The organism is Frigoribacterium sp. UYMn621, assembly GCF_040549525.1.
In the GTDB taxonomy this organism is placed as follows: domain Bacteria; phylum Actinomycetota; class Actinomycetes; order Actinomycetales; family Microbacteriaceae; genus Lacisediminihabitans.
The window spans coordinates 224,260-249,864 of sequence record NZ_JBEPTM010000003.1; the positions used below are offsets into that span (position 1 = coordinate 224,260).

Annotated in this window: 28 protein-coding genes and 1 riboswitch; of the genes, 18 read left to right on the forward strand and 10 right to left on the reverse strand. The window is 67.6% G+C overall.

The window, feature by feature from the left end:
* Positions 1 to 41: 41 nt before the first annotated feature.
* The 3 genes from ABIB54_RS07385 to ABIB54_RS07395 are packed head-to-tail and all read left to right on the forward strand — an operon-like array spanning position 42 to position 1,340.
* On the forward strand, positions 42 to 215 hold the full coding sequence (locus tag ABIB54_RS07385) for a hypothetical protein (RefSeq protein WP_354574871.1): 174 nt from the start codon (positions 42 to 44) through the stop codon (positions 213 to 215).
* A gap of 22 nt (positions 216 to 237) precedes the next feature.
* Positions 238 to 510, forward strand: coding sequence for a hypothetical protein (locus ABIB54_RS07390; RefSeq protein ID WP_354574872.1), 273 nt, complete (start codon positions 238 to 240; stop codon positions 508 to 510).
* A complete protein-coding gene (locus tag ABIB54_RS07395) occupies positions 507 to 1,340 on the forward strand; it encodes a DUF3097 domain-containing protein (RefSeq protein ID WP_354574873.1) in 834 nt (277 codons plus the stop codon). The genes ABIB54_RS07390 and ABIB54_RS07395 overlap by 4 nt, the downstream gene beginning before the upstream one ends.
* Positions 1,341 to 1,386: 46 nt before the next feature.
* Here the strand turns inward: ABIB54_RS07395 and ABIB54_RS07400 are convergent, their stop codons facing one another.
* Positions 1,387 to 2,016 (reverse strand): DUF1345 domain-containing protein, encoded by a 630-nt coding sequence (locus ABIB54_RS07400; protein WP_354574874.1) that lies wholly within the window; start codon positions 2,014 to 2,016, stop codon positions 1,387 to 1,389.
* An 81-nt stretch (positions 2,017 to 2,097) separates the two neighbouring features.
* Here ABIB54_RS07400 and ABIB54_RS07405 point away from each other — a divergent pair, with 81 nt between their 5' ends.
* Together ABIB54_RS07405 and ABIB54_RS07410 are read left to right on the forward strand one after the other, a co-directional pair.
* Positions 2,098 to 2,280, forward strand: a complete 183-nt coding sequence (locus tag ABIB54_RS07405; RefSeq protein ID WP_354574875.1) for a PspC domain-containing protein — start codon at positions 2,098 to 2,100, stop codon at positions 2,278 to 2,280.
* Positions 2,281 to 2,334: 54 nt separating this feature from the next.
* Positions 2,335 to 2,835: a GNAT family N-acetyltransferase gene (locus tag ABIB54_RS07410; protein WP_354574876.1), complete on the forward strand. Its 501-nt coding sequence runs from the start codon at positions 2,335 to 2,337 to the stop codon at positions 2,833 to 2,835.
* Positions 2,836 to 2,841: 6 nt separating this feature from the next.
* Here ABIB54_RS07410 and ABIB54_RS07415 read toward each other — a convergent pair whose 3' ends face one another.
* Positions 2,842 to 3,318: a Dps family protein gene (locus ABIB54_RS07415; protein WP_354574877.1), complete on the reverse strand. Its 477-nt coding sequence runs from the start codon at positions 3,316 to 3,318 to the stop codon at positions 2,842 to 2,844.
* A 93-nt stretch (positions 3,319 to 3,411) separates the two neighbouring features.
* On the opposite strand from ABIB54_RS07415, the gene ABIB54_RS07420 reads away from it, so the two are divergent.
* The gene (locus ABIB54_RS07420) at positions 3,412 to 4,608 is read left to right on the forward strand and encodes an MFS transporter (RefSeq protein ID WP_354574878.1); all 1,197 of its coding nucleotides are present in this window, start codon (positions 3,412 to 3,414) and stop codon (positions 4,606 to 4,608) included.
* Positions 4,609 to 4,642: 34 nt separating this feature from the next.
* Here the strand turns inward: ABIB54_RS07420 and ABIB54_RS07425 are convergent, their stop codons facing one another.
* Positions 4,643 to 5,215: a YdeI/OmpD-associated family protein gene (locus tag ABIB54_RS07425; protein ID WP_354574879.1), complete on the reverse strand. Its 573-nt coding sequence runs from the start codon at positions 5,213 to 5,215 to the stop codon at positions 4,643 to 4,645.
* Between the two features lie 65 nt (positions 5,216 to 5,280).
* On the opposite strand from ABIB54_RS07425, the gene ABIB54_RS07430 reads away from it, so the two are divergent.
* Positions 5,281 to 6,258: an aldo/keto reductase gene (locus ABIB54_RS07430; protein WP_354574880.1), complete on the forward strand. Its 978-nt coding sequence runs from the start codon at positions 5,281 to 5,283 to the stop codon at positions 6,256 to 6,258.
* 4 nt (positions 6,259 to 6,262) lie between these two features.
* Here the strand turns inward: ABIB54_RS07430 and ABIB54_RS07435 are convergent, their stop codons facing one another.
* Positions 6,263 to 6,844, reverse strand: coding sequence for a TIGR03086 family metal-binding protein (locus tag ABIB54_RS07435; RefSeq protein WP_354574881.1), 582 nt, complete (start codon positions 6,842 to 6,844; stop codon positions 6,263 to 6,265).
* Positions 6,845 to 6,892: 48 nt separating this feature from the next.
* Positions 6,893 to 7,654: a hypothetical protein gene (locus ABIB54_RS07440; protein ID WP_354574882.1), complete on the reverse strand. Its 762-nt coding sequence runs from the start codon at positions 7,652 to 7,654 to the stop codon at positions 6,893 to 6,895.
* Positions 7,655 to 7,812: 158 nt separating this feature from the next.
* On the opposite strand from ABIB54_RS07440, the gene ABIB54_RS07445 reads away from it, so the two are divergent.
* Together ABIB54_RS07445 and ABIB54_RS07450 are read left to right on the forward strand one after the other, a co-directional pair.
* Positions 7,813 to 8,325 (forward strand): PaaI family thioesterase, encoded by a 513-nt coding sequence (locus ABIB54_RS07445; protein ID WP_354574883.1) that lies wholly within the window; start codon positions 7,813 to 7,815, stop codon positions 8,323 to 8,325.
* A 47-nt stretch (positions 8,326 to 8,372) separates the two neighbouring features.
* The gene (locus tag ABIB54_RS07450; protein ID WP_354574884.1) at positions 8,373 to 9,311 is read left to right on the forward strand and encodes a cation diffusion facilitator family transporter; all 939 of its coding nucleotides are present in this window, start codon (positions 8,373 to 8,375) and stop codon (positions 9,309 to 9,311) included.
* A gap of 87 nt (positions 9,312 to 9,398) precedes the next feature.
* Here the strand turns inward: ABIB54_RS07450 and ABIB54_RS07455 are convergent, their stop codons facing one another.
* Positions 9,399 to 9,959, reverse strand: coding sequence for a YceI family protein (locus ABIB54_RS07455; RefSeq protein WP_354574885.1), 561 nt, complete (start codon positions 9,957 to 9,959; stop codon positions 9,399 to 9,401).
* A 106-nt stretch (positions 9,960 to 10,065) separates the two neighbouring features.
* Between ABIB54_RS07455 and ABIB54_RS07460 the strand changes: the two genes are divergently transcribed.
* The 4 genes from ABIB54_RS07460 to dinB all read left to right on the forward strand — a co-directional run bounded on the left by ABIB54_RS07460 (position 10,066) and on the right by dinB (position 13,924).
* On the forward strand, positions 10,066 to 10,596 hold the full coding sequence (locus ABIB54_RS07460; RefSeq protein WP_354574886.1) for a DUF1697 domain-containing protein: 531 nt from the start codon (positions 10,066 to 10,068) through the stop codon (positions 10,594 to 10,596).
* Between the two features lie 362 nt (positions 10,597 to 10,958).
* Positions 10,959 to 11,609, forward strand: a complete 651-nt coding sequence (locus ABIB54_RS07465; RefSeq protein ID WP_354574887.1) for a M23 family metallopeptidase — start codon at positions 10,959 to 10,961, stop codon at positions 11,607 to 11,609.
* Positions 11,610 to 11,687: 78 nt separating this feature from the next.
* Positions 11,688 to 12,581 (forward strand): oxygenase MpaB family protein, encoded by an 894-nt coding sequence (locus ABIB54_RS07470; RefSeq protein ID WP_354574888.1) that lies wholly within the window; start codon positions 11,688 to 11,690, stop codon positions 12,579 to 12,581.
* Between the two features lie 80 nt (positions 12,582 to 12,661).
* Positions 12,662 to 13,924, forward strand: a complete 1,263-nt coding sequence (gene dinB / locus ABIB54_RS07475; protein ID WP_354574889.1) for a DNA polymerase IV — start codon at positions 12,662 to 12,664, stop codon at positions 13,922 to 13,924.
* 122 nt (positions 13,925 to 14,046) lie between these two features.
* On the opposite strand, the gene ABIB54_RS07480 is transcribed toward dinB, so the two are convergent.
* The 4 genes from ABIB54_RS07480 to glgX all read right to left on the reverse strand — a co-directional run bounded on the left by ABIB54_RS07480 (position 14,047) and on the right by glgX (position 20,871).
* Complete coding sequence (locus tag ABIB54_RS07480; RefSeq protein ID WP_354574890.1) at positions 14,047 to 14,511, reverse strand: DUF8821 family protein; 465 nt, start codon at positions 14,509 to 14,511, stop codon at positions 14,047 to 14,049.
* A gap of 108 nt (positions 14,512 to 14,619) precedes the next feature.
* Entirely contained in the window at positions 14,620 to 16,368 is a 1,749-nt protein-coding gene (gene treZ / locus ABIB54_RS07485) for a malto-oligosyltrehalose trehalohydrolase (RefSeq protein ID WP_502917102.1), read from the reverse strand.
* 7 nt (positions 16,369 to 16,375) lie between these two features.
* A complete protein-coding gene (gene treY / locus ABIB54_RS07490) occupies positions 16,376 to 18,673 on the reverse strand; it encodes a malto-oligosyltrehalose synthase (RefSeq protein ID WP_354574891.1) in 2,298 nt (765 codons plus the stop codon).
* Complete coding sequence (gene glgX, locus ABIB54_RS07495; RefSeq protein WP_354574892.1) at positions 18,673 to 20,871, reverse strand: glycogen debranching protein GlgX; 2,199 nt, start codon at positions 20,869 to 20,871, stop codon at positions 18,673 to 18,675. Before glgX ends, treY begins: the two co-directional genes overlap by 1 nt.
* Positions 20,872 to 21,114: 243 nt before the next feature.
* A riboswitch (TPP riboswitch) is annotated at positions 21,115 to 21,226 on the forward strand.
* A 59-nt stretch (positions 21,227 to 21,285) separates the two neighbouring features.
* Here glgX and ABIB54_RS07500 point away from each other — a divergent pair.
* From ABIB54_RS07500 to ABIB54_RS07520, 5 genes are read left to right on the forward strand one after another with little or no spacing between them, the layout of a single operon-like run.
* The gene (locus ABIB54_RS07500; protein ID WP_354574893.1) at positions 21,286 to 21,906 is read left to right on the forward strand and encodes an ECF transporter S component; all 621 of its coding nucleotides are present in this window, start codon (positions 21,286 to 21,288) and stop codon (positions 21,904 to 21,906) included.
* Between the two features lie 8 nt (positions 21,907 to 21,914).
* On the forward strand, positions 21,915 to 23,399 hold the full coding sequence (locus ABIB54_RS07505; protein WP_354574894.1) for an ABC transporter ATP-binding protein: 1,485 nt from the start codon (positions 21,915 to 21,917) through the stop codon (positions 23,397 to 23,399).
* Complete coding sequence (locus ABIB54_RS07510; RefSeq protein ID WP_354574895.1) at positions 23,396 to 24,190, forward strand: energy-coupling factor transporter transmembrane component T family protein; 795 nt, start codon at positions 23,396 to 23,398, stop codon at positions 24,188 to 24,190. Before ABIB54_RS07505 ends, ABIB54_RS07510 begins: the two co-directional genes overlap by 4 nt.
* Positions 24,177 to 24,743: a nucleoside/nucleotide kinase family protein gene (locus ABIB54_RS07515; protein ID WP_354574896.1), complete on the forward strand. Its 567-nt coding sequence runs from the start codon at positions 24,177 to 24,179 to the stop codon at positions 24,741 to 24,743. The genes ABIB54_RS07510 and ABIB54_RS07515 overlap by 14 nt, the downstream gene beginning before the upstream one ends.
* Entirely contained in the window at positions 24,740 to 25,603 is an 864-nt protein-coding gene (locus tag ABIB54_RS07520) for a sulfurtransferase (protein ID WP_354574897.1), read from the forward strand. Before ABIB54_RS07515 ends, ABIB54_RS07520 begins: the two co-directional genes overlap by 4 nt.
* Positions 25,604 to 25,605: the final 2 nt, after the last annotated feature.

The window sequence follows — 25,605 nt, forward strand, 5'->3', positions numbered from 1 at the left end:
AGACTGGATCCACCGCTGTCGATCCACCAGGAGGACCCTTCGTGAAAATCATCGCTTTCGTCATCGCGCTGGCGCTCTTCCTGCTCGGCATGGTGCTCATGGGCTACGCCTTCGAGCCGGACGCTCCCCACGGCATCCTCTTCTTCGCCGGCATCGTGAGCGTCGCGGTCTCACTCGCCATCCCCTTCCACGTGCTCAAGCGCGTTGACGGCTAGGCCCGCGAGATCCGCACACTCGATGTCTGACGATTTTGGCATCGGGGCACAGGTGGTCGTTCGTGCCGCCGGCACCGGTGAACTCGCGCCCTGGCCGGACGAGCCGAGCGGTGTCATCGTTCGTTCCGGCGGATCCGCCCTTGCCGGCGTCTGGGGTCGCGGCGGCGGTGGACGGATGTGGTGGGTCGAATTCGACGAGCCCCAGACCAATTCGGATGGCGGCGGACCCTTTCCCTCCGCCCAGGTGCACGAGAAGTTCCTCGAACTCGCACCACCGGTGAGCGACCAGGAATGAGCTTCGGCGACTACGGCGAGGATGCTCTGGCCGGCGATTGGCGCGGAACGAAACGTCAGGCGATCCGGCAGATCGCCGCCGAGCGTGACCTCGTGATCGAGTGGGCGGACACCGGCTTCTGCGGCGCGGTCCTGCGGGTCGAGAACAAGTTGGTGCACCTCGAGGACTATCGCGGGGGCGTGCGGCTCTTCCCCCTCGGGGGCGGGTTCCTTCTCGAGGGTGAGCCGGTGGTGCTCACCGCGCCGGTCGCCGCGGCGAAGGGCACCGCGCGCACGGCATCCGGGTCCTTCGTCGTCGCTGACCAGAAGGCGCGCGTCGCCCTTCCGAGCCGCATCTTCGTGGAGGGTCGGCACGACGCGGAGCTCGTCGAGAAGGTCTGGGGTGCTGACCTGCGGGTGGAGGGAGTGGTCGTGGAATACCTCGAGGGAATCGACGACCTCGACGCCATCGTGCGGGACTTCGCGCCCGGGCCCGACCGCCGGATCGGCGTACTCGTCGACCACCTCGTCGCCGGGTCGAAGGAGAGTCGAATCGCGGAGGCCGTGGCTCGTGGTCCATTCGGCGCTCATGTGCTCGTGGTCGGGCACCCATTCGTCGACGTCTGGCAGGCGGTGAAGCCGGCCCGGCTCGGCCTGACGGCCTGGCCGGAGATTCCCCGTTCGGTGGAGTGGAAGCACGGCATCTGCGCCGCCCTGGGGTGGCCGCACGAGGACCAGGCGGACATCGCGCGGGCCTGGCAACGGATCCTCGGAGAGGTGCGCACGTATGCGGACCTTGAACCCGTGGTGCTCGGCCGGGTGGAGCAGCTGATCGACTTCGTGACCGCCTGACGGCAGCGTGACCGTGCCGGGCCAGCAGCCGGCGCTCTCGTGGAACTCAGTGGGACAGCCCCGCCACCAGGTTGATCGTCGTGGCGAGGATGACCGATCCGAATACGAACGACAGCAGAGTGTGACGCAGCACCGTCGCGCGCACGGTGTGGTTCGTGATGTCGGTATCCGACACCTGGTAGGTCATGCCGAGGGTGAAAGAGACGTAGGCGAAGTCGGTGTACTGCGGAGGCCGATCCTGGTTGAAGTCGATGCCCTTGTCGGCCGTGTAGTACTGGCTGGCATAGCGAAGCGTGTACAGGGTGTGGAGGAGAATCCACGACAGGGCGACGCTCACCAGTGCGAGAGTGGCGAGCAGCCCCTTGGCGATGCCGCTCGCCTGGGCGGCCTGAACGAGCACGAAGGCGACGGAGAACAGGCTCGCGATGCTGAGCAGGATCACGAGCAGGTCGGCGATCCCCCTGGCCGGCTCCTCCCGGCTGGCACGCTCCCGGGTCTCCGTCGGATCGAGACGCGCCACGCGGACCCAGACCAGGGATGAATACAGGAGCGCCGCGACACACCAGCCGACCGTTGGCGCGTAGGTCCATTCGCCGAAACTACCGGTGACGACAGTGGCGGCGACCCCGCCGGCGAGCATGATGACGAGTCGGATGGTGGTGTGATGGTGGTGCATCTGCCGATTACATCACCCGGTGGCCCGATTGCGGGGGATAACCCCCTCGCGCCGCGCCGCTGCCGAGGCCAAGGTGGACTCATGGCTGAATTGAAGAGACCGAAATCGGGCCGCGTGATCGCGGGAGTGTGTGCGGCGATCGCGAACCGCTACGGCTGGAGCGCGACGGCCGTTCGACTGGTGTTCATCCTGTCCTGCCTTCTGCCGGGTCCGCAGTTTCTGATCTACATCGCCCTGTGGATCTTTGTGCCAGCCGAAAAATAGCCAGCCGAGAAGTAGCCGGCCGAAATGCGGCTCACGGCACGGCAGACTGGGGGAGTGACCCCAGACGATACGACCTTCGACTCTCTCACCGCTTCCGACATCCCGCGACTCGTGGAGTTGAACGACGCGGCATCGCCGGCAGTGCCCATCACCTCCGAGCTGGAGATGGCAGCCCTGCTCGATGCCTCCGGATTCACCCTCGCGGCCCGCGACGGCGACACCCTCATCGGATTCGTGATCGGAATGCGCCCTCGCGCCGAGTACTCCAGCGAGAACTTCCGCTTCTTCGACTCGCGCAGTTCGGATTTCCTTTACGTCGACCGCATCGTGATCGACGGCTCGCGGCGTGGCTCCGGCATCGGGCGCGCCCTCTACGGGGCCGTCTTCGCGCTCGGACGCCACGAGGGAATGCGAGAGGTGACCTGCGAGGTGAACCTCGACCCGCCGAATCCGGAGTCTCTCGCGTTCCACGCGCGTCTCGGCTTCGAGCGCGTCGGCGAACAGGAGACCAAGGGCGGCTCCGTCACCGTCGCCCTGCTCGCCGCCGAGCTGTGACCGGGACTAGAGGCCGGTCTTCGCGTCGCGCTTGCGCGGCTTGAGGCTCTCGGCGCTCACCATCCAGGCGTACTGCTCCAGGGTCTCGATGACCTTGTGCAGGATGTCTGCGGTGGTGGGATCCGCTTCGTCGACCTCGTCGTGCACTCGGCGGCAGGTTTCCGCCGCGGCGTCGAGACGCTCCGTCATGAGGCTGACGACCTCCGAGGTGTCGACCTGGTCCGCCGGGAACTTCGGCAGCGTCGTCGTGGCGCTCACGGTCTCTGAGCGACCGTCGGGAAGGGCGTGCAGAGCGCGCATCCGCTCGGCGATCTCGTCGGAGAGACCGCGGGCCGCGTCGATGATCTCGTCGAGGATGAGGTGGGTGTCGCGGAAGTTGGTGCCCACCACGTTCCAGTGGGCCTGCTTGCCCTGGATGTGGAGCTCGATGAGATCCACGAGAACGGACTGCATGTTGTCGGAGAGTTGCTTGGTTGCCTTCATGAGAATGACCGTACACGCGGTGGCCGGTGGTTCAACCCGTCGTCGCTCGCAATACGCTGGGGTCATGCATCCGCTCGCCAGAATCCTCGCGTCGTGAGCGTCGATTCGGCACGGAAGCCCCGACTGTCCCGCGATGTGATCGTGCTCGGGGTCATCGCCTTCTTCGTGATGGTGGGCTTCGGCGTCGTTGTGCCGGTGCTGCCCGTCTACGTGCGCAGCTTCGGCGTGGGCAACGCGGAGGTGGGGGCCGTCGTCTCGGCCTTCGCTCTGATGCGTTTCGTCTCCAGTCCCTTCTGCGGTCGGATGATCGACTGGGCGGGGGAGAGGGCGATCCTCTCGATCGGGATCGGAATCGTCGCGCTCTCGAGCGGCCTCGTCGGCCTCGCCCAGAACTACCCGCAGTTGCTGATCCTTCGGGGCATCGGCGGCATCGGTTCGGCGATGTTCACCGTGTCGGCGATGACCCTGCTGATCGGATCGACCTCCACCGCGATGCGGGCACGGTCGATCGGGTTCTACCAGGGTGGGTTCCTCATCGGCGGGATGACCGGCCCGGCCCTCGGTGGACTGCTCGCGACGATCTCGCTCACCGCCCCGTTCTTCTTCTACGCCGGCACCCTCGCGGTCGCGGGCATCGTCGGCGTGCTGTTGCTGAAGCCCCGCACGGTCGCCGTGACCACGGACTCCGGGGCTGCCGTCAGCATCCCCTTCCGGGAGGTGTTGCGCGACCGCGGATACCGCGCCGCCTGCATCGCGAACTTCGCCCAGGGCTGGACCTCCTTCGGCGTGCGCAATTCGCTGGTGCCCGTATTGATCGTCGAGGTGCTTCGGGGGCCGAGCGCCTGGACCGGCATCGCCTTCGCCTTCTCCGCGGTCGCCCAGACCGTCGCGCTCGCGCCGGCAGCGCGGTTCATCGATGTGGTCGGCCGCAAGCCCGCGATCGTCGGATCCTTCGCGGTCGCCGCCGTGACCATCGCCGCAGTCCCCTTCGTCACGAACTTCCTCGCCCTCACCGCCCTCCTCTGCCTCTATGGCGTGGCGGCGGCGTTCATGGGCACGGCCCCTGCCGCGGCGGTCGGGGACGCCGCCGGTGCCGCTGGCGGTCGACCGGTCGCCGTATTCTCGATGTTCTCCGACTTCGGCGCCATCATCGGCCCGCTCGTCGCCGGCTTTCTCGCCGACACCGTCTCGTATCCGGTGGCCTTCGCGGTCGGCGCGGTCTTCTTCGCCGGAGCCTCTGCCTATGCCCTGCGGATGCCCGGCAGAACACGCACCCCCGTCACCACGTGACCCTCCCCGCACCCGCCTTTCGAGGTCGGTGCGGTCAGGGCGTCTCCCCGCGGCTGAGCAGGGCGACCACGTTCTCGATCTTCGCCGATCGCGTTGCCGCGCGCGTGACCGCGCCGATGCGGAAGAGGATCGCGAACCGGTTCTGTGAGGAGAGCGCGGCGAACGCGGCGGCGGCGACGGGTTCCGCCGCGAGAGCCGACCGCAGGTCTTCGGGAACTTCGGCGCCCTTCTGGCGATAGGCGGCGTCCCAGCGGCCATCGGCCCGGGCGCGCTCCACCTCGGCGAGGCCACCCGGTCGCATGCGTCCCTCGGTCATCAGGCGCGCGATGTGATCACGATTGACCTGCGACCACATGCTCCTGGCGCGACGGTGGGTGAAGGAGACCAGAGAGAAGTCGGCGTCGAAGGCATTGGTCTGCCCGTCGATCCAGCCGTGGCAGAGGGCCACGTCCAGCGCTTCGGCGTAGACGATCCCCGGCATCGTGGACCCTTTCTTGCGCAGTCTGAGACGCACGCCCGAGGACTCCGATCCCTCCGCCTCCAGCCAGGCCTCCCATTCCGCGGAGGTCGCGAAATGCATGACCGGCTTCGACGCGTGGGCCACCATGCGCCCATGGTATTGCGCGGTCGTCCCGTTTCGCGAGGAAGAGATACGAGGAGCAGACTGGGACCATGGAATACACCTCTCTCGGAAACAGCGGCCTCGAGATCTCGGCCGTCACCCTCGGCTGCATGAGCTACGGCGAGCCGGATCGCGGTAATCATTCGTGGAGCCTGCCGGAGGAACAGAGCCGTCCGTTCATCCGCCGCGCTCTCGAACTGGGCATCACCACCTTCGACACGGCCAATGTGTATTCGAACGGCTCGAGTGAGGAGATCGTCGGCCGCGCCCTCCAGGACTTCGCGACTCGAGAAGAGGTCGTGATCGCCACCAAGGTGCACGGGAAGATGCGCCCCGGTCCCAATGGGGGCGGACTGTCCCGCGGGCACATCATGGAGCAGATCGACGCGAGCCTCCGTCGCCTCGGCACGGACTATGTGGACCTTTACCAGATTCACCGCTGGGACCCCCGGGTGCCGATCGAGGAGACCATGGAGGCACTGCACGACGTCGTCAAGTCGGGCAAGGCCCGGTACATCGGGGCATCCTCTATGTTCGCCTGGCAGTTCGCCACCGCCCAGCACGCGGCAGATCTGAACGGCTGGACCCGCTTCGTGTCGATGCAGGACCACTACAACCTCATCAATCGCGAAGAGGAGCGGGAGATGCATCCCTACTGCCTCGACCAGGGAGTCGGAGTGCTGCCGTGGAGCCCGCTCGCCCGGGGAAAGCTGACCCGGGACTGGGATGCCTCCTCCTCACGCTCGGAGACCGATGAGTTCGGAAAGACGCTCTACTCCCAGTCCGAGGACTCCGACCGTCGGGTCGCGGATGCCGTGGCATCCGTCGCGGAGGCGCGCGGGGTCGCGCGCGCGCAGGTGGCTCTCGCGTGGGTGGCCCAGCAGCCGGCGGTGTCCTCGCCGATCGTCGGGGCGACGAAACTCTCGCATCTCGATGACGCGGTCGCCGCAGTCGAGCTCGATCTCACGGATGCCGAGCTCGCGGTGCTGACCGAGCACTACATCCCGCACTCCGTCGCGGGGTTCTAGTCCCTCAGCGGGCGTCGCGTCCGGTGAGGGCGAGCAGGCGAACCTGCAGGGAGGCATCGGCAGGCAGCGGCACCGGTGCGGCGAACAGGCCGCTCGCCGCGAGGGTGTCGCGTTGCGGTTCGAAGACCGTCCAGACCGCGGCGACGAGATCGTCGTCGAGGGTCTCGTCGGCGCCGACCGCCCGTGCCAGGTCCCAGGAGTGGATGGTGACGTCGCTCACCTGCTCTCGCAGGTACTCGTGGGCCGCGACGGTGTCGAAGGAGAGGCTCACCGGCGCGTCCGGTGCTGCGGCGTCCCAGGCCGAGGTGGCGGCGAGGGAGTACAGCCGCCACTCCGCGCGAAGATCGTCACCGAGAGGCTGGATGCGACGCTGTGCCTCCGCGACGGAACTGCCGGCGAGCAGATGCGGCACCCACTGCTGCTCCTCCACCACGTGGCCGACCAGGTCGCGCACACTCCAGTCGGTGTCGGGAGTGGGAGCATCCCAATCCGTCACCTGGCCGAGACGCACACCGAATTCGCGGTGGGCCTGTTTCTGCAGGGAGAGCCAGTCGTAGCTCGGGGCTGTCGATTCGCGCGGTTCCATGCTGGTGTCAACGCAGCGCCCGGGAATGAATTCCCCGGCGGCGCATCACTAGGTGCCGTCGCCGACAGCGAAGGTGCGGCTATTGGACGACATGCTCAGAGATCCGTCATTCACCCAGTAGTACTCGTAATACACCGGTTCGGCGACGCCCTGGTCGTCGGGGGACGGTACCGTCTCCGCAGTACTCAGCCGCAGGCGCAGGCCCTCGGCGGAGAAGCGCGATTCTGAGACGCAGGTCAGGCTGTTGGTGTGGTCGGGGAGCACCACCGCAAGGCAGACCAAGCCGGAGACGGTGCGCGCGACGTAGGTGAGGGCGTCGCGGGGGGTGGAACCGAAGTTGCCGAAGGATCGGATCGTGGATGGTGCGATACCGGAGCCGAGCAAGACTGCCGGTACATCTTCTGGGGTTTGCGTTGAGTCGAGCACCGCGAGTCCTGGCGAGGGGCTGGGGGCCGCGCTGGCGCTCGTCGCGGCGGGCCCCGGTGGGCCCTCCGGTGGTTGCACGCGCCCGAGAATGAATCCTCCCGCCGCAAGCAGGAGCCCGACGACGGATGCCGCCGCGATGAGCCCAATCGGCCGCGACGGCCGCGTGAACGGCTCCGCTGTCTCGTGCGGGAGGATCTCGGAGCGCGGTTCTTCTTGCCGAGCGTCAGTGATGACCGCGGCGACGCGGGGCTCGGGGATGTCGTTCGGCTGGGTCAGGTTGCGCAGCTGGCGTTCGGCATCCCGGAGTTCGAGTTCATTGGCGCGCAGGCGCAGGGATGCTCCGGAGTCCGGGTCGACGGCGTCGACCAAGGGGGGACTCCGCACCCTCGCGAGAGTAGACCTGGCGTCGGAGAAGTGCGATCCGCGCTCGCAGCGGAGCGGCATCCGTATCGTCGTCCATGAGCGATAGTCCTCATCGGTGGTGCAGGGTGAGTACCACCGTACGCCCCGCCGTAGGCTGGAAAGCGGAAAGGCCCTACTCGATGAGCACAGATTCCGGCAGCACCCCTATCGATCGATCGCGGACGGTGACCTGGGAGGATCCGCTGGTCGGGGCCGCTCTCGCCAAGACGATGTCCGGTCTCGAATACATGCAGGGACTCCTCGATGGCAGCATCCCCGCACCGCCGATCGTGAACCTCATGAAGATGAGGCCGGTGGGGGTCGAGGTGGGCAAGGTCACCTTCACCTGCGACCCCGACGAATCGCACTACAACCCCATCGGCACGGTTCACGGCGGACTGGTCTGCACCCTGCTCGACTCGGTGCTCGGATGCGCCGTTCAGACGACGTTGCCGAAGGGCCAGGGCTACACCTCGCTCGAGATCAAGATCAGCTACCTTCGTCCGGTCACCGCGGACACCGGCGAGCTCACCGCTGTCGGCATCGTCACGAAGCCGGGAAGCCGGGCCGCCTTCGCCGATGGCACTGTTCACGACTCGAACGGTAAGCTCATCGCCACCGCGAGCAGCACCCTTCTGGTGTTCCCCGTCTGAACGGGGTAGTGACCGCTCTGACAGCCGTGACTTCTTAGACTGGCAGTGTGAGCGACACGCACGGGCACAGCCACTCGCACGGCCTGGATCCTCAGGCCGGCCGAGCGAATCGCGCGCGCCTGCTGATCACCATCGGCATCGTCGCCGTCGTCCTCGTGGCGGAGGTGATCGGCGGCATCCTCTCCGGCTCGCTCGCGCTGTTCGCCGACGCCGGTCACATGCTCTCCGACCTCACCGGGCTGCTCGTCGCGCTGGTCGCCCTGACCATGGCGGCTCGTCCGGCCACGGATGCCCGCACCTTCGGTCACCGGCGCGCAGAGGTGTTCGGGGCGCTCGCCAACGGGCTCATCCTGCTGGTGGTAGTGGGTTTCGTGGTCGTTGAGGCGGTGACGCGGCTTGTCGAGCCGACGGTTGCGGCCGTGCAGGCTCCCCTGATGCTGGGGGTGGCCGTGCTCGGGGCGATTGCGAACACCGCCGGGCTTCTCGTGCTGCGCGGCGGAGCGAAGGATTCGATCAACATGCGCGGCGCCTATCTCGAGGTGCTCGGCGACCTGGTCGGATCCGTCGCCGTGATCCTGGCAGCCATCGTCATCCTGCTCACCGGGTTCGAGCGTGCCGATGCGATCGCCTCCCTCGCCATCGCCGCGCTGATCGTGCCACGGGCGCTCGGCCTGCTTCGGGACGTGATCCGCGTGCTCAGCCAGGGCACCCCCCGCGGAACGGATGTCGCGCTCATCCGCGAACACGTGCTGTCCAAGCCGGGCGTGGTGTCGGTGCACGACGTGCATGTCTGGTCGATCACGCCCGGGGCCGACGTGTTCTCCGCGCATGTCGTGGTGGATCGGGTGGTCTTCAGCGAGAACCGCACCGACCAGCTCCTCGACGCCCTCACCGAATGCCTCGCCGATCATTTCGACGTCGCACACTCCACCTTCCAGCTGGAACCGGAGGAGCACGCCGACCACGAGGCGGACCAGCACCGCTGACCTCGTCTGCGCGGCCCGGCCCGGTGCGCGAGCGCGGGCGCGAAAAAGGGCCCCCGCGATGCGGGGGCCCTTCCGAGGGAATGGGGACTACGCGGCCTGCAGAACGAACTGCAGCTCGAAGTTGATGCTGACGTCGTCGCCGAGGGTGAATCCGCCGGCCTCGAGGGCGGCGTTCCAGCTCACGCCGAAGTCGTGGCGGTTGATCTTGGTCGACGCGGCGAAGCCGGCCTTGGTCTGGCCGTAGCCGTCGGTGACGATTCCGCCGAATTCACCCTTGAGGGTGACGGGCTTGGTGACGCCACGGAGGGTGAGGTCGCCGGCGACGGTGATGTCGTCCCCGTCGAGAACCACGCTCGTGGAGACGAAGGTCATGTTCGGGAACTCGTCGGCCTTGAAGAAGTCGTTGGTGCGGAGGTGGTTGTCGCGGTCCTTCTGGTTCGTGTTGACCGAGGCGACCTCGATGCTGGCCTCTACCGTCGAATTCGCCGGGTCCTCGGCGGTGACGATGGTTGCGGTGAAGCGCTCGAAGGAGCCGCGCACCTTGCTGATGGCGAGGTGCTTCACCGAGAAGGTGACCTCGGAGTGGGTGGGGTCGAGCACCCAGGTGCCGGCGACGTAGGAGGGATGAGTGTCAGTGATGGTTGTCATAGTTCTATGCAAGTGCATGCACCTGTGTGTTATTCCCGAATTGTGTGTCAATTCACAGCAGTTCACGGACTGTTCCTTCGCCCGCCGTCTTCGTTAGCCTCGAACCATGCCCCGAAGCGTCGCACTCCTCCGCGGAATCAACGTCGGCCGGGCGAAGGCGATTCCGATGGCGCAACTCGCGTCGGTGTTCGACGCCCTCGGATTCTCGGATGTCCACACCGTACTGCGCAGCGGAAACGTGGTGTTCGGCTCGTCCGAGCCCCTGACCGAGGATGTTGCCGCCCGGATCGAGGCCGCTGTGCTCGCATCGACCGGGGTGCAATCGAGCGTGCTGATCCTTGGATCCGCGGCGTTTTGCGAGGTTCTCGATGCCAATCCGCTTGTCGACATCGCGACCGACGGCTCCAAGAGTTTCGTCACCTTCGTCTCGTCGATGCCGCCTTCGCTGTCCCTCCCGGATGCCGCCTCCCTCGCCCCCGAAGTGCTCGCCGTCGGCCCCGCAGCGGTGTACCAGTGGATGCCAGAGGGGAGCCTCCAAACCCGGGTGCCCCGGTCGTTCTGGAAGCAGTTCGACGCACCCGTCACAGCCCGTAACTGGAACACGGTCCTCAAACTTCGGGCCATCCTTCACAGCTGATCGCGCCACGCGCGGACACGCGCCTGACCCCTCCTTCACAGGGAACGTGGAGTTTTGTACCGAACAGTTGAACGCGGTATCGACGAGTAGTGCGGTCCGACGGTGAGAGCATTCCACCTGTCATGGATCCCGTCGAGAGCCCGTTTCCCACCCGTTTCGGGAAGCAACCACCGCCACGCGACGCCTCGTGTGTCGCCGCCTGTTGCCGCGCTGTCACCCTAGCGATTGCGCTGCTGCGGACAATCGGAGATCCTCATTTGCTGAAAAAACCCCTCGCCGCTTCTGCGCGCGCCCACATCCGTGCAGTCCCGGCGGTCCCCGCCGAACACAGTCCAGAACTCCCAGCCCTCAACGGTCGGTCCGTGCGCAACCTCCGTCATGTGCGTGCCGTGAAGGCGGTGCGCGGGGGAGTGGCCGCGGCCGCGGCATCCTTCGCGGTGGTCATCGCCCTCGGTTTCGGTGTGCCGGCCTACGCGGCGGCGACCGCGGCTCCGCCGGTGCACACGCTCCCGCTGCAGAGCCTCACCGTCGCCGCGGTGACCGCCTCGGTCGCCGTGGTGCGGGATGCCTACGGGGTCACCGTTCCGCCGCCACTGCAGTGGCCCGTCGATCCCTCGAGCCCGATCAGTGACGGCTTCGGCCCGCGGGTGTCTCCGTGCGCGGGCTGCTCGTCCCATCACGAGGGAGTGGACTACGACGCCGGCACCGGCGCACCCGTGCATGCGATCGCGGCCGGGACCGTGGTCGAGACCAATAATCCGGGGTGGGCTGCCCTCGGCATCCACGTGGCCATCCAGCATGTGATCGACGGGCAGACGATCACGAGCGCCTACGGTCACATGCAGGTGGGATCGATGCCTCTTCACGTGGGCGATACGGTCTTCGCGGGCGAGCTCATCGGGCGCGTCGGCAGCACCGGCGCAAGCACCGGGGCGCACCTCCACTTCGAGATCCGTCTCGGCGGCACGACGCCGGTCGATCCGGTGGCCTGGATGCACGCAAGGCTGGGCTAGTTCCGAGCGATCGGCGCACTCGCACAATTAGTCAGCTAGCTGAACGTCACTCCCAGACTCCTTGGATAGCGTGCACGGGTGACCCCTCTCACCGCCCCGTTCCGGTCTCGACTGCTTTCGGCATTCACCGGCGACGCGAGCGGACGACCGGACTGGGTCAGCCAGATCGAGGAGGGCGATGACGCCGGATTCTTCGGTGTCGGCTCAGCCGCGTGGGCGGTTCACGGCGGCATGGCGACCCTCGTCGCCGGCATCCGCGCCCTGCTGATGCAGACCCTCCACCCCGGCGCGATGGCGGGCGTTCACGACTGGTCGAGGTACAAGGAGGATCCGCTCGGTCGGCTCTCCGGAACCATCCAGTGGCTCATCGGCGTCACCTTCTCCGACACGACGATGGCGGTTCGAGAGTCCAACCGGGTGGGGCGCTTCCACGACCGGGTCGTCGGCACCTACCTCGATGCCCAGGGCGTGGAACGCCAGTATGCCGCGGGCGACCCCGAGCTCTTGTCCTGGGTGCACGTCGTCTTCACCGACGCGTTCCTCGGGAGCCACCTCGTCTGGGGCTCGGCGATTCCGGGAGGGCCCGACCAGTACGTCAGCGAGTGGACGAAGGCGGGCGAGCTCGTCGGCGTCGTCGACCCTCCTGCGTCGCAGGCCGAACTCCACTCGCAGCTCGAGGCCTTCCGCACTGCCGGCATCCTCAAGAGCGACGATCGGGTCGCCGAGGCCGTGCGGTTCATCCGCAAGCCGGGGCTGCCCCCCGGAATGCTGCCGTTCTACAACATCCTCTTCGCCGGAGCGGTCGCCTCCATCCCGCTCGAATACCGGCGGATGCTCGGCCTCCGCCGCGCGTGGTGGCCGGCGATCACGGCCACGCGCCTGATCCTGGTGCTCGTCGGCTCGTTGCTCGGTCGGAGTTCCACGAGCGAGGACGCGGCCCGCCGCCGGCTCGCCCGACTCGGGTTGCTCTGACCACTGTTGCGTCGACCACTGCCGCTGTCGCCGGCCGGGGGTAGATTCGGTCGTGCCATGAGACAGAGCAGACCGAACCGATGAGCAAGCAGGACGGCCGCGACCGTCAGGTCAGCGCGAGTTCGGTCGACAGCAGCACCGCGACGATCCTCCACGTCGACCTCGATGCCTTCTTCGCCTCCGTGGAGCTGCTCGACCGCCCGGAACTCGCGCACCTGCCCGTGATCGTCGCCGGAAAGTCGATGCGCTCGGTGGTGACGGCGGCCAACTATCCGGCGCGCAAGTACGGGGTGCGCTCGGCGATCCCGCTTTCGCAGGCTCTGCGGCTGTGCCCCAAAGCGATCGTTCTCGAGCCGCACTTCGAAAAGTACCGGCACTATTCGCAGCTCGTGATGGAGATCTTCGATGACGTGACACCCCTGGTCGAGCGGCTCGGAATCGACGAGGCATTCCTCGACGTGTCCGGGGCCGCACTGATCGGGAACCCCGCGGAGGTCGCGGCGGTGATCCGCCGGCGGGTGCACCAGGAGACCGGGCTCACCTGTTCGGTGGGGGCTGCATCCACCAAATTCGTGGCGAAGCTGGCATCGGGGCGTGCCAAGCCCGATGGCGTGCTCGTCGTGCCAGCGCACCAGACGCTGTCGTTCCTCCACCCGCTGCCCGTCGGCGCGCTGTGGGGGGTTGGAGCGGTCACCGAGGAGGCTCTCACGCGACGCGGCCTGCGTACGATCGGCGATATCGCGCGAGCCCCGCTCGCCGCACTGCAGCGCGCGGTCGGGGATGCCTCCGGCCTCAAGCTGCACGATCTCGCCAACGGGCGCGACCCCCGCTCGGTGACCACGGCATCCGTGGAGAAGAGCGTCGGCCACGAGGTGACCTTCGAGCAGGACACCGTCGACGCCGACGAGCTCCGCAGGGAGCTCCTGCGCCAGGCGAACGCCGTCGCGGTGCGGATGCGCACGGCCGGCTGGGTGGGGCGCACCGTCGTGCTCAAATTACGGTACGACGACTTCACCACGATCACCCGCTCGCGCACCCTCGCGGAGTCGACGGATGTCGGCCGCCGCATCTATGAGGAGGTCCGGTCGATCTACGACGCTCTCGGCCGCCATAACCCCGTCCGACTGATCGGGGTGCGCATGGAACAGTTGACGGAGGGTGACGGGCAGCAGCTCGGCCTCTGGGACGAAGACGAGGACTGGCGCGAGGCCGAGGACACCATCGACGCGGTGACCGCGCGATTCGGTCGTGGCATGCTGCGCCCTGCCTCGCTGCTGAAGGCCAGGGCACCGCGGGGCGACGCTCAGAACGCGCACCGCATCGACTACGAGCCGCCGCGCTGAGCCTGACGCACAGAGAGCGGGCGTCCCAACGCTCGGTGCAGAATGACGGGATCCGGGGTCGAACCCCGATCGAACCGCACCCCGTCAGCGTGCAGTCTTCTCCCGCCCCGGCTTAGCCGGCGTCAATAGGTGTTCTTGATCACAAAGTAGGAGCCGCGGATCACGCCCGCGAGTTTCGACTTCTGTCGCGCGAACTTGAATCTCGTGCCGAGTTCTTCGGGAACGTCCATCCCCTCCGAGAGTTTGAACCCGACCGCCCGCTTCCCTCCCTCATCCAGCGCGTACATCACATTGATCGACAGGCCGGACTCATAGAAGACATAGACCATGCGGTAGCCGCCGACCTCGAAAGAGGTCGCTTCCAGCGGGGGCGAGGAGATGACGATGTCGCGCTCTTCGGCGAGGATGCGAGTCGCCCACTCGAGGGCCTCGGCCTCCTCGTGCGCCGGGCCGACGCTGAAGACATGATCGTACTTGTTGCTGTAGTAGCGAGCCTCATTGGCCCGAAGGCCCGCCAGCGCAGACGCGACCGGACTCGACTCCAGCCCGGATGTCGATACGTTCTCGAAATCAACGTTGTGACGCATGCGAACTCCCTCTTCGATCATGCGAGTGTATTCCGCTGGTCGCGCGCTGGGCGCCCACTCCATCGAGAACCCGTGCCGCAAGCCCCCGTTACCTGGTGGCGGGGGAGCTCAGCGGGCGAGGATCGCGGCCGATCGCGCCCCGAGCAGGATTTCGGCGGAGGATGCCGCAACCGTGTCCGTGGTCGCCAACAGCACGGAACCGCCGTAGGGCAGCGCCACCGGGAAGTCGGCGAAGTTCACGAGGATGCTCGTGCCAGCGCCATCCGTATCGGTGCGGTGCAGGGCGAACCACTTCGCCTCGTCGTCGAATTCGGCAGAGAGTCGCGACATCCGCGGGTCGGTGAGATCCGGGCGGTCGCGGCGCAGGGCCGCCAGCGAGCGGTACAACTGCAGAAGGCGGGCGTGGTCGCCATCGGCCGGTTCGTCCCAGTCGAGCTTCGAACGCCGGAAGGTCTCGGCATCCTGCGGGTCCGGCACGACGGTCGGATCCCACCCCATCTTCGCGAACTCCGCGATGCGCCCCTCTGCGGTGGCCTTTCCGAGCTCGGGCTCCGGATGCGCCGTGAAGAACTGCCACGGAGTGCTCGCGCCCCACTCCTCGCCCATGAAGAGCATCGGGGTGAACGGGCCGGCGAGAGTGAGCACTGCCGCGATGGCCAGCTGGTCCGCATCGAGTTGGGCCGACAGGCGGTCACCGACGGCGCGGTTGCCGATCTGGTCGTGATTCTGGTTGGCGACGACGAGCCGCCAGGCCGGCATGTGCTCCGTGTCGATCGGATGACCGTGATCGCGCTCGCGGAACGACGAGTAGGTGCCGTCGTGGAAGAAGCCGTGGGTCATCACCTTGGCGAGGGAGTCCAGCCGGGCGAAGTCGGCGTAGTACCCGGTGGTCTCCCCAGTGAGGGCCACGTGGACGGCGTGGTGGAAGTCGTCGCTCCACTGGGCTTGCAGGCCGTACCCGCCGCTTCCGCCCTCGCGGGGGGTGATCAGCTTCGGATCGTTGAGGTCGGACTCGGCGATGAGGCTGAGCGGCCGGCCGAGGAAGGCGGACAGGGCATCGGTGCGCTCGGACAGCTCCTGCAGGAGGTGCTTCGGTGACTCGTCGACGAGGGCGTGCACCGCATCCAGTCGCAGGCCGTCCACGTGGAAGTCACGGAACCAGCCCAGCGCGTTATCGACGATGTACGACCGAACGGCCGGCTCATCGAGGTTGATCGAATCGCCCCAGGTGTTCGAGGAACCGGTGCGAAGGTAAGGGCCGAACCGGGGCAGGTAGTTGCCGCTCGGGCCGAGGTGGTTGTAGACGACGTCCTGGATCACCCCGAGACCGCGCGCGTGCGCGGCATCCACGAACCGCTCGTAGGCGGCGGGCCCACCATAGGTCTCGTCGACGGTGTACCAGAGCACCCCGTCGTAGCCCCAGTTGTGGTCGCCGTTGAAGCCGTTCACCGGCAGCAGTTCCACGAAATCGACCCCGATGGAGACGAGGTGATCGAGTTTCTCGATCGCGGAATCGAGGGTCCCCTGCGGGGTGAATGTGCCGAGGTGCAACTCGTAGATCACACCGCCGGCCAACTGCCGGCCGGTCCAGGAGGTGTCGCTCCACTCGAAGTCACTGGTGAAGGTGCGCGAGAGGCCGTGGACGGATTCGGGCTGGCGCCGGCTGCGCGGATCGGGCAGCGGCGTCTCTTCTCCGTCCACCAGATAGCCGTAGTCCGTGCCCGACACCCCCTCTGGCGCGGTCCACCAGCCTCCGGAAGTCGCCGTCATCTCGTGGCGCTCCCCGTCGAGCAACAGGGTGAGGCTCGAGGCCGCGGGAGCCCAGATGTCGAATGTCATCGCTTCAGTGGTCATCATCGTCCGCCTACTCGCTTGGGACCAGCAGTGCTACAGGGTACCGCTCGAGCACCTCGGAGAGCAGCAGGGTTCCGCCCTCGAATTGCCGGCCGGTGAAGACATCGGTCACGGGACGCCCGGCGACGATCACCGAGGTGTCGCCCCAACCGCCCTCGCGGTCGAGCCCGATCGGCAGGCGGGTCGCGATGGTGATCGCTTCGCCCCGGTCGAAGGCGACGACGTGCTTCGCCGCGGACCCGTAGGCCTCGATCGCGGCGTAGCGGGTGAAGAATTCCGGATGATCGCGCCGCAGCCGCAGGGAGCGAGAGGTCACGAGCAGCTTCGCGGCTCCCGACTCGTCGATCGGCGGGTGGGCTCCGGCGTCGATGGCGGCGAGGTAGAGCCGCCGTTCGTCGAAGTCGACCGGGCGCCGGTTGTCGGGGTCGACGAGGGAGGTCTCCCAGAGTTCACTGCCCTGGTAGACATCGGGCACGCCAGGCGCCGTGAGCTGGATCACCTTGGCCGACAGCGAATTGGACCAGCCCGGCTGCCGCACGGTGTCGAGCACGCCGTCGAGGATGCCGATGACGCGCTCGTCATCGAAGGCGGAGTCGATGAGCCGGTGCATCCGTGCCTCGAATTCCTCTCTCGGCGCGGTCCACTTCGTGGAGTTGCCGGCCTCTCGGGCCGCCTTCTCTGCATAGGCGTGCAACCGCTCCCGACTTGCGGGCCAGGCTCCGACGATCGCCTCCCAGAGGAGGGACTCGAGCGGGCCGTCCCCGAGGGGAACCGCGACACGCAACCGGTCGAGGGCCGCCTCCCAGTCCGCGGGGATCTCGGCCAGCACGCTGATGCGTGCCCGTACGTCTTCCCCCCGCTTGGTGTCGTGGGTGGAGAGGGTGGTGAGGGAGGCGGGGAAGCTCGCCTGCCGCAGCTGGTGGCGGCGGTGGAACTCGTCGATGCCGATCGAGAATTCGGACGGGTCTGCACCCACCTCGGTGAGTGATCCGAGCCGGGTGTAGCGATAGAACGCGGTGTCCTCCACGCCCTTGGCCATCACCATTCCCGAGGTCTGCTGGAAGCGCACGGCGGCCGGATGAGCCGGATCGCTGAGCGTCGGCAGCAGGGCATCGATGCGCTCCGAGAGTTCCGGCCGGTACTCCTTCGCCAGCCTCACCGCCTCGTGCAGGTGCTCGATTCCGAGCGGAAGGTAGGAGCGGTAGACCGGGAAGCAGGCGAGGAGTTCGGCGAGGGCATCCGCGGTCTGCTCGCTTGCGCCATCGGCACCGAGGTCGCGTTCGATGCGCAGCACCTCCGAACGCAGGATGCCGTCGGCGATCGCGCGCTTGGTGCCGTGGATGAGGCGGGTCCAGGACACGGGTTCGGTCGAGTCACGCAGCGTGGAGTCGAGCGCGTCGAGAGCCTTGCGGCCCGCGGGATCGACGAGCACCCGGTCGACATCGGCGAGGGCGTCATAGCCGGTCGTGCCGGAAGCCGCCCAGGAGGTCGGCAGTTGTTCGTCGCCCTCGAGGATCTTCTCCACGAGCACATACGCGCCGTCGGTGGCCGCGGCGAGCGCATCCAGATACCCGGCCGGGTCGGCGAGGCCGTCGGGATGGTCTACCCGCAGTCCGTCGGCGAGGCCCTCGGTGATCCAGCGGATGATCTCCCCGTGCGACTCGTCGAACACCCAGGGCGTCTCCACGCGGATGCCGGCGAGGGTGTTCACGGCGAAGAAGCGGCGGTAGTTGAGTTCGGCATCCGCCCGCCGCCAGTTCATCAGCTCGTAGTTCTGGCGGGAGTGGATCTCCGCCGGCGAGGCTCCGTCGTCGGCGGTGCCGGGAGCCAACGGGAAGCGATTGTCGTAGTAAGCGAGTTCGCCGTCGATGATCTGGAACTCGGGATCGGCTTCGTCTCCGAGCACCGGTATGCGCACCTTGCCTCCGCCGAAGACCCAGTCGACGTCGAAGGCCTCCGCATAGCGGGACTGGCGCCCGTTGGTGAGCAGATCCCACCACCAGACGCTCTGCTTCGGTGTGGCGACGCCCACGTGGTTCGGCACGATGTCGATGAGCACGCCGAGGCCGAGCGCTCGCGCGGCCGCGGAGGCGGCATCCAGTCCGTCCCTGCCGCCGCGCGCCGGGTCGACGAGGGAGTGGTCGACAACGTCGTAACCGTGGTCGGAGCCCTCCTCCGCCTTCAGGAGAGGGGAGAGGTAGAGCCAGTCGGCACCGAGATCGTGGACGTAGCCGGCGATGGTCGCCGCGGCGTTCAGGTCGAAGGACTCGCGGATCTGCAGTCGATAGGTGGAGGCCGGTATGCGCATCAGTGGGACTCCGGGATCCGCGGTGCGGCCGCTTGGGTTCCCGCCTGGGCGCTCAGCGAGGCCGCGACCGAGTGATCGATCTCCACCTCTGGGGCAATCCACGCCCGCAGCACGACGAGGGACTTCGCCACGACGGGCAGCACGTCCTTCGCCTTGCGCGGCTCGGTGTCGGCGAGCTCGCCGGAACTGTCGATCACGATCTCCCACGAGCCGGAGAATTCCTCGGAGGGCAGCGTGAAGTCCACCGATTCGTCACCCGCGTTGAAGAAGATGGCGAAGTTGAGGTCGGTGATGCGCTGTCCACGCAGGTCGCGCCCCTGGATGCCGTTTCCGTTGAGGAACACACCGATGGCGCGGCCGAATCCCGAGTCCCAGTTCCCGGGCTCCATCTCCTCGCCTCCGGGGGTGAGCCAGACGATGTCCGCGAGCGGTTCGCCCGCCCCTCTCTTGACCGGTCGCCCGTCGAAGAAGCTCTTGCGCCGGAAGGTGGGGTGGTCCTTGCGCAGCCGGGTGACCGCCGCGACGAACTCGGTGAGCGGGGCATCCGCCGCGTCCCAGTGCACCCAGGAGATCTCGGAGTCCTGGGCATAGGTGTTGTTGTTGCCCTGCTGGGTGCGGCCGAGTTCGTCGCCGTGCAGGATCATCGGAACGCCCTGCGACAGCAGCAGCGTCGCCAGGAAATTGCGCTGCTGGCGCGCGCGCAGGCCGAGCACCTCCGGGTCATCCGTCGGGCCCTCCACGCCGGAGTTCCAGGAACGGTTCTCCGACTCCCCGTCGTTGTTGTCTTCACCGTTCGAGTCGTTGTGCTTCTCGTTGTACGACACGAGGTCGGCGAGGGTGAAGCCGTCGTGCGCGGTGACGAAGTTGATGGATGCCACGGGGCGCCGCCCATCGCCCTCGTACAGGTCTGCGGAGCCGGTGAGTCGCGACGCGAATTCGCCGAGAGTCGCGGGCTCTCCGCGCCAGAAGTCGCGCACGGTGTCGCGGTACTTTCCGTTCCACTCCGTCCACTGCGGGGGGAAGTTGCCCACCTGGTACCCGCCGGGACCCACGTCCCAGGGCTCCGCGATGAGCTTCACCTGCGAGACGATCGGGTCTTGTTGCACCAGCTCGAAGAAGGTGGAGAGCTTGTCGACGTCGTAGAACTCGCGGGCGAGCGTTGAGGCGAGGTCGAAGCGGAATCCATCGACATGCATCTCGGTCACCCAGTAGCGCAGGCTGTCCATGATGAGCTGCAGGGAGTGCGGGTGACGCACGTTGAAGGAGTTGCCGGTGCCGGTGTAGTCCATGTAGAACTGCTGGTCGTCTTCGACGAGGCGGTAGTAGGCCTCGTTGTCGATGCCCTTGAACGAGATCGTCGGGCCGAGGTGGTTGCCCTCCGCCGTGTGGTTGTAGACCACGTCGAGCACGACCTCGATGCCGGCGTCGTGCATCGAGCGCACCATGCTCTTGAATTCCTGCACCTGCTGGCCGCGATCCCCGGTCGAGGAATAGCTGTTCTGCGGAGCGAAGAAACCGATGGTGTTGTAGCCCCAGTAGTTGCGCAGGCCCTTGTCGAGCAGGGTCGAATCCTGCACGAACTGGTGCACGGGCATGAGCTCGAGAGTCGTGATGCCGAGCTTCTGCAGGTGCTCGATCACGGCAGGGTGCGAGAGCCCGGAATACGTGCCGCGCTGCTCCGCCGGAACATCGGGGTGGAGCTCGGTGAGGCCCTTGACGTGGGCCTCGTAGATGACCGTGTCGTTGTAGGGGACGCGCGGATGACGATCGCCCGCCCAGTCGAAGAAGGGGTTGATGACGATGCCCATCATCGTGTGGCTGGCCGAATCCTCGTCGTTGCGAGACAGCGGGTCGCCGAAGTTGTAGGCGAACAGCGACTGGTCCCAGTCGAAGTCGCCGCAGGTCGCCTTGGCGTAGGGGTCGAGGAGAAGCTTGTTGGGGTTGCAGCGCTTGCCGGACTCCGGGTCGTATTCACCGTAGACGCGATAGCCGTAGCGCTGGCCCGGCTGCACCTGCGGCAGGTAGGCGTGCCAGACGTAGGCGTCGATCTCGAAAAGTTCGACCCGGGTCTCGACACCGTCGTCATCGAACAGGCAGAGTTCGATTCTCTCGGCCACTTCGCTGAAGAGTGCGAAATTGGTGCCGCTGCCGTCAAAGGTGGCGCCGAGGGGGTAGGCAGATCCGGGCCAGGTTTCCATGGGTTTTTCTCAATTCGATCAGGCTCGTTCAGCGGGGGCTTTCACCGTATCCTGCGGGCGCGGCGAAGGTCGAACCCTCGGGGAGCCTTGACAAGACGGGCCGAGAGTGAGTGGGGGTGCCGCGGGGGCGAAATTCCCCGATGGCGCGCGGCCAATCCGCAAGGATCCGGCAGCCTGACCGCGTTCGGATTGATGGTGCGAGGGTCGGTTTTCGAGCACAGCACCCGCGCGCGGCGCTAAGCTGGTTGTGAACACGGGAGTCCGGTGATGCCGGGCTGAGAGGGAGCTTCTCCAAGCTCCGACCGTCGAACCTGATCTGGATCATGCCAGCGCAGGGAGGCAGATTTTCTCTCCGGGTTGCAGCATCCGCGCGCAGCCCATACCCGTGCCCTCACTCACGATTGGGGCACGACAATGAACGCAACCGCAACATCCTCTCGGCCGACCGCTCGACGCATCGACCCGCGCTGGCGGGTGGTGGACATCGTCGTCGCGAGCGTGCTCGGCGTGGCCAGCGCCCTGGTCTTCTTCGCCTGGAACCAGGTCTATGCCCCGGTGACCGCACCGCTCGAGGCAGTGCTTCCTGGATCCCAGGCCCTCTTCTACGGCCTCTGGCTCTTCGCCGGGGTGCTCGGCGGGCTGGTCATCCGCAAGCCCGGCGCCGCGCTGTTCACCGAAATCGTCGCCGCCGTCGTCTCCGCACTCCTCGGCGCGCAGTGGGGCGGTTTCGCCACGATCGAGGCCGGCCTCGTGCAGGGTCTGGGGGCGGAACTGATCTTCCTGGTGTTCCTGTACCACCGCTGGAATGTGGTGGTAGCCATGCTGGCGGGAGCCGCGGCGGGACTCGCCATGGCCGTCAACGACATCGTCGGCTACTACCTGGCCTCCGGTTCCGCATTCCAGGCGATCTATACCGTTTCCGGCATCCTCTCCGGCGCAGTGATCGCCGGACTCGGCTCGTGGTTCATCGTGAGGGGGCTCGCGCGAACCGGTGCGCTCAGCCGCTTCGCGTCGGGCCGCGTCGCTGCTCGCTGACCAGAGCCATGTCATCACCACCCCTCACCCCGGCGACGCCGCTCGCTGTCGACGCCCGGGGGTGGGGATGGCGCCATGCCGGTCGTGAGGACTGGGCGGTGCGCGCCCTCGACCTGCGCATCGAGCCGGGCGAGCGGGTGCTGCTGCTCGGGGCGTCGGGGGCGGGCAAGTCCACTCTTCTGCAGGCGCTCGCCGGAGTACTCGGAGGCGATGAAGAGGGCGAATCGATGGGGGAGCTGCTCATCGGGGGAAGCGCTGCCACCCACGCCAGGGGACGGGTCGGGCTGGTGCTGCAGGATCCGGATTCGCAGGTCGTTCTCGCCCGGGTCGGCGATGATGTCGCCTTCGGCTGCGAGAACATGGGTGTTCCCCGAGAGGAGATCTGGCTCCGGGTGGAGCAGTCCCTGCGGGCGGTCGGATTGCCCCTTCCGCTGCGTCATCCCACGAGCGGACTCTCCGGTGGGCAGAAACAACGGCTCGCGCTCGCCGGGGTGATCGCGATGCGACCGGGTCTCCTGCTGCTCGACGAGCCGACGGCGAATCTCGACCCCGAGGGGGTGATCGAGGTTCGGGACGCGGTTGCTCGTGTGCTCGACGCATCCGGCAGCACTCTCGTGGTGGTCGAACACCGCGTGGACGTGTGGTGGCCCCTGGTGGATCGCGTGATCGTGCTCTCGCCGGGCGGGGGAGTCCTGGCCGATGGCACGCCGGAGCACGTCCTGCGCCGGGAAGGCGCGGCCCTTGCCGCCTCGGGAGTGTGGGTTCCCGGCCACCTGCCGCAGCCTCCGAAGCGCAGTCGCCGGCCGGGCGAGCAGCTGCTGCACACCGACGCCCTCGCGATCGGGCGTGGCCCGGTGCTTCAGACCGGCCTCGACCTGGTCGTGAGAGCGGGGGAATGTCTCGCGATCACCGGCCCGAACGGAGCGGGCAAGACCACTCTCGGGCTCACTCTCGGAGGGCTGCTGCCCGCCATCGACGGTCGCGTTGCCGCCGATGGTCTCGCCGGAGGTCTCGGCACCGATCCGCTGCGCTGGAAGTCCCGGGAGCTGGTCACCCGCATCGGCAGCGTGTTCCAGGATCCGGAGCACCAGTTCGTGAGTGGCACTGTCGCCGGCGAACTCGCGGTCGGGGCGCGAGCGACCGGACTCTCCGTCGCGGAGACGGCTCGACGCATCGATCCCCTGCTCGAACGACTCCGACTCGGGCACCTCACCGCGGCGAATCCGTTCACGCTCTCCGGCGGCGAGAAGCGTCGGCTGTCCGTCGCGACGGTTCTCGTCACCCGACCGCCGCTCCTCGTGCTGGATGAGCCGAGCTTCGGGCAGGATGCGCGCACCTGGGCCGAACTCGTCGCATTCCTCGCCGAACTCCTCGACGAGGGCAGCAGCGTCGTCGCTGTCACCCACGATGCCCACCTGGTCGACGCCCTCGCCGACACGGAACTGCGGATGTCGCGGGCCGGTCACCTGCTCGAGTCGAGGGTGCCCCGATGACGACCGCCGACATCCTCACCCCTCCGGCCGGAACGCGCGCGATCCATCGCATCAATCCGGTGGCCAAGCTCGCCGCGACCGCGGTCATCGGCATCGCTCTCGTGCTGTCGATCGACTGGGTCTCGGCATCCGTCGCGCTCACCTGCGAGGCGGTGCTGTTCTTCTTCGCCGGGCTCGGACCGCGGCAGTTCGTGCGCCGAACGCTGCCGGTGGCGGTGGCGGCGCTCTTCGCGGCGGCCACGATCCTGCTCTACGGGCGCGCCTCCGGCACCAGCCATTGGCGCTTCCTGCTGGTGAACGTGACCGACGGGTCGATCGAACTGTCTGTGGCCACCCTGCTGAGAGTGCTCGCCATCGGCCTTCCGGCCGTGGTGCTCTTCGTCACTGTCGATCCGACCGATCTCGCGGACGGTCTCGCCCAGGTAGTGCGCTTGCCCTCCCGGTTTGTGCTCGGCGCTCTCGGCGGACTACGTCTAGTCGGTCTGTTCGCCGAGGATTGGAAGTCCCTCGAACTCGCGCGCCGCGCCCGGGGGATCGCCGACCGGGGACGGTTGCGCCGTTTCGCCGGCCAGGCCTTCGCGCTCCTCGTGCTGTCGATCCGGCGGGGGAGCAAGCTCGCCACCGCGATGGAGGCCAGGGGCTTCGGCTCGTCGATACCGCGGAGCTGGGCGCGGGAGTCGAGGTTCGGCTGGCGGGAGGGGATGCTCGTTGCGCTGGCTTTCCTGATCGCGCTCGCCGCGGTCGGCACCTCGGTCCTCACCGGCCACTGGAACTTCCTTGCCGGGGCCTGACGGCCCGGGCACACCAGCCCTCCTGGCGCGCCTCCGGCAGGCAGCCCGCCCGGTCGTGCTCATCGACGGCGGTTCCGGCTCCGGTAAGACCACTCTCGCCGAAGCCCTCGCCCCCGCTCTCGTCGCCCAGCTCGTGCGACTCGACGACATCTATCCGGGTTGGGACGGGCTGGACTCCGCGACCCTCGCGGTTCACGACGACGTGCTCGCCCCGCTCGGTCCCGGCTGGCGTCGCTGGGACTGGGTCACCGGCGCCGCGGCGGAATGGCATGCTCTGGACGCCACACTCCCGCTGGTGATCGAAGGCTCCGGATGCCTCAGCCGCGCCAATCGGGCCAGCGCCACCTTCGGCATCTGGGTCGAACTCGATGCCCCGACCCGCAAGCGACGGGCGCTTGCGCGGGACGGCGACTCCTACGCGCCGCACTGGGATCGCTGGGCAGCGCAGGAACGCTCCTTCGGCCTTCGTGAGCATCCCTGGGTCGTGGCCGACGTCGTTCTCAGCGACAAAGACGTCATGGGACTGGTCGACGAGCTAGCGTCATCGGTATGACTTCGCCTTTCATCACCGCCGTCCAACTCTCCGCCCTGCTCGATTCCCCGGTTCCGCCGGTCGTCCTCGACGCGAGCTGTGTGCTGCATCCGGCTCAGTTCGATGGCGACTATCGGCGTGACTCCGGGCGCCCCCGCTGGCTCGAGGCGCATATCCCGGGATCGCAGCATGTTGACGTGCCGAGTCAGTTCTCTGACAGTGCGGCGACCCTGCACTACACCCACCCCGAACCGGCGGCGATCGCGCGCGAACTGGCGGTCATCGGTGTGGGCGCCGCCGATTCCGTGGTGGTCTACGACACGACCGGCGGGCTCTTCGCTGCACGCCTCTGGTACCTCCTGCGCTGGATCGGTGTCGACGTGCGGGTGCTGGATGGGGGCCTCGCGGCCTGGACGGCGGCGGGTAATCCCACAGCGACGGGAGAGGAGCCCGTGCCGCTGCCCGCGCCCGCGTGGACCCCCTCGGCGACCCTCGAGTCGTGGGTGACCAAGAACGAGCTGGTCGAGCGATCCGAATCGGATGCTCGCCCCCTGGTCTGCGGGCTGCCCGCGGGCAGCTTCACCGGCTCCGACCCCTCCCGCTACTCCCGTCGCGGCCGGATCCCCGGCAGCGTGAATGTCTCCTCGCGTGACCTGTTCGCCACCGGCGGCACGGTGAAGAGCGACGAGTCCCTGCGGGAGGCCTATGCGGCCGAAGGCGTGACCGGCGACGAGGAAGTGCTGCTCTACTGCGGCGGAGGCATCTCGGCATCCGCCAACGCCCTCACCCTCGTCGAACTCGGCATCTCCGCCGTGCGCATCTACGACGGCTCACTGGAGGAGTGGTCAGCCGACGAGTCGCTTCCGCTCGCGCTCGGCTGAGC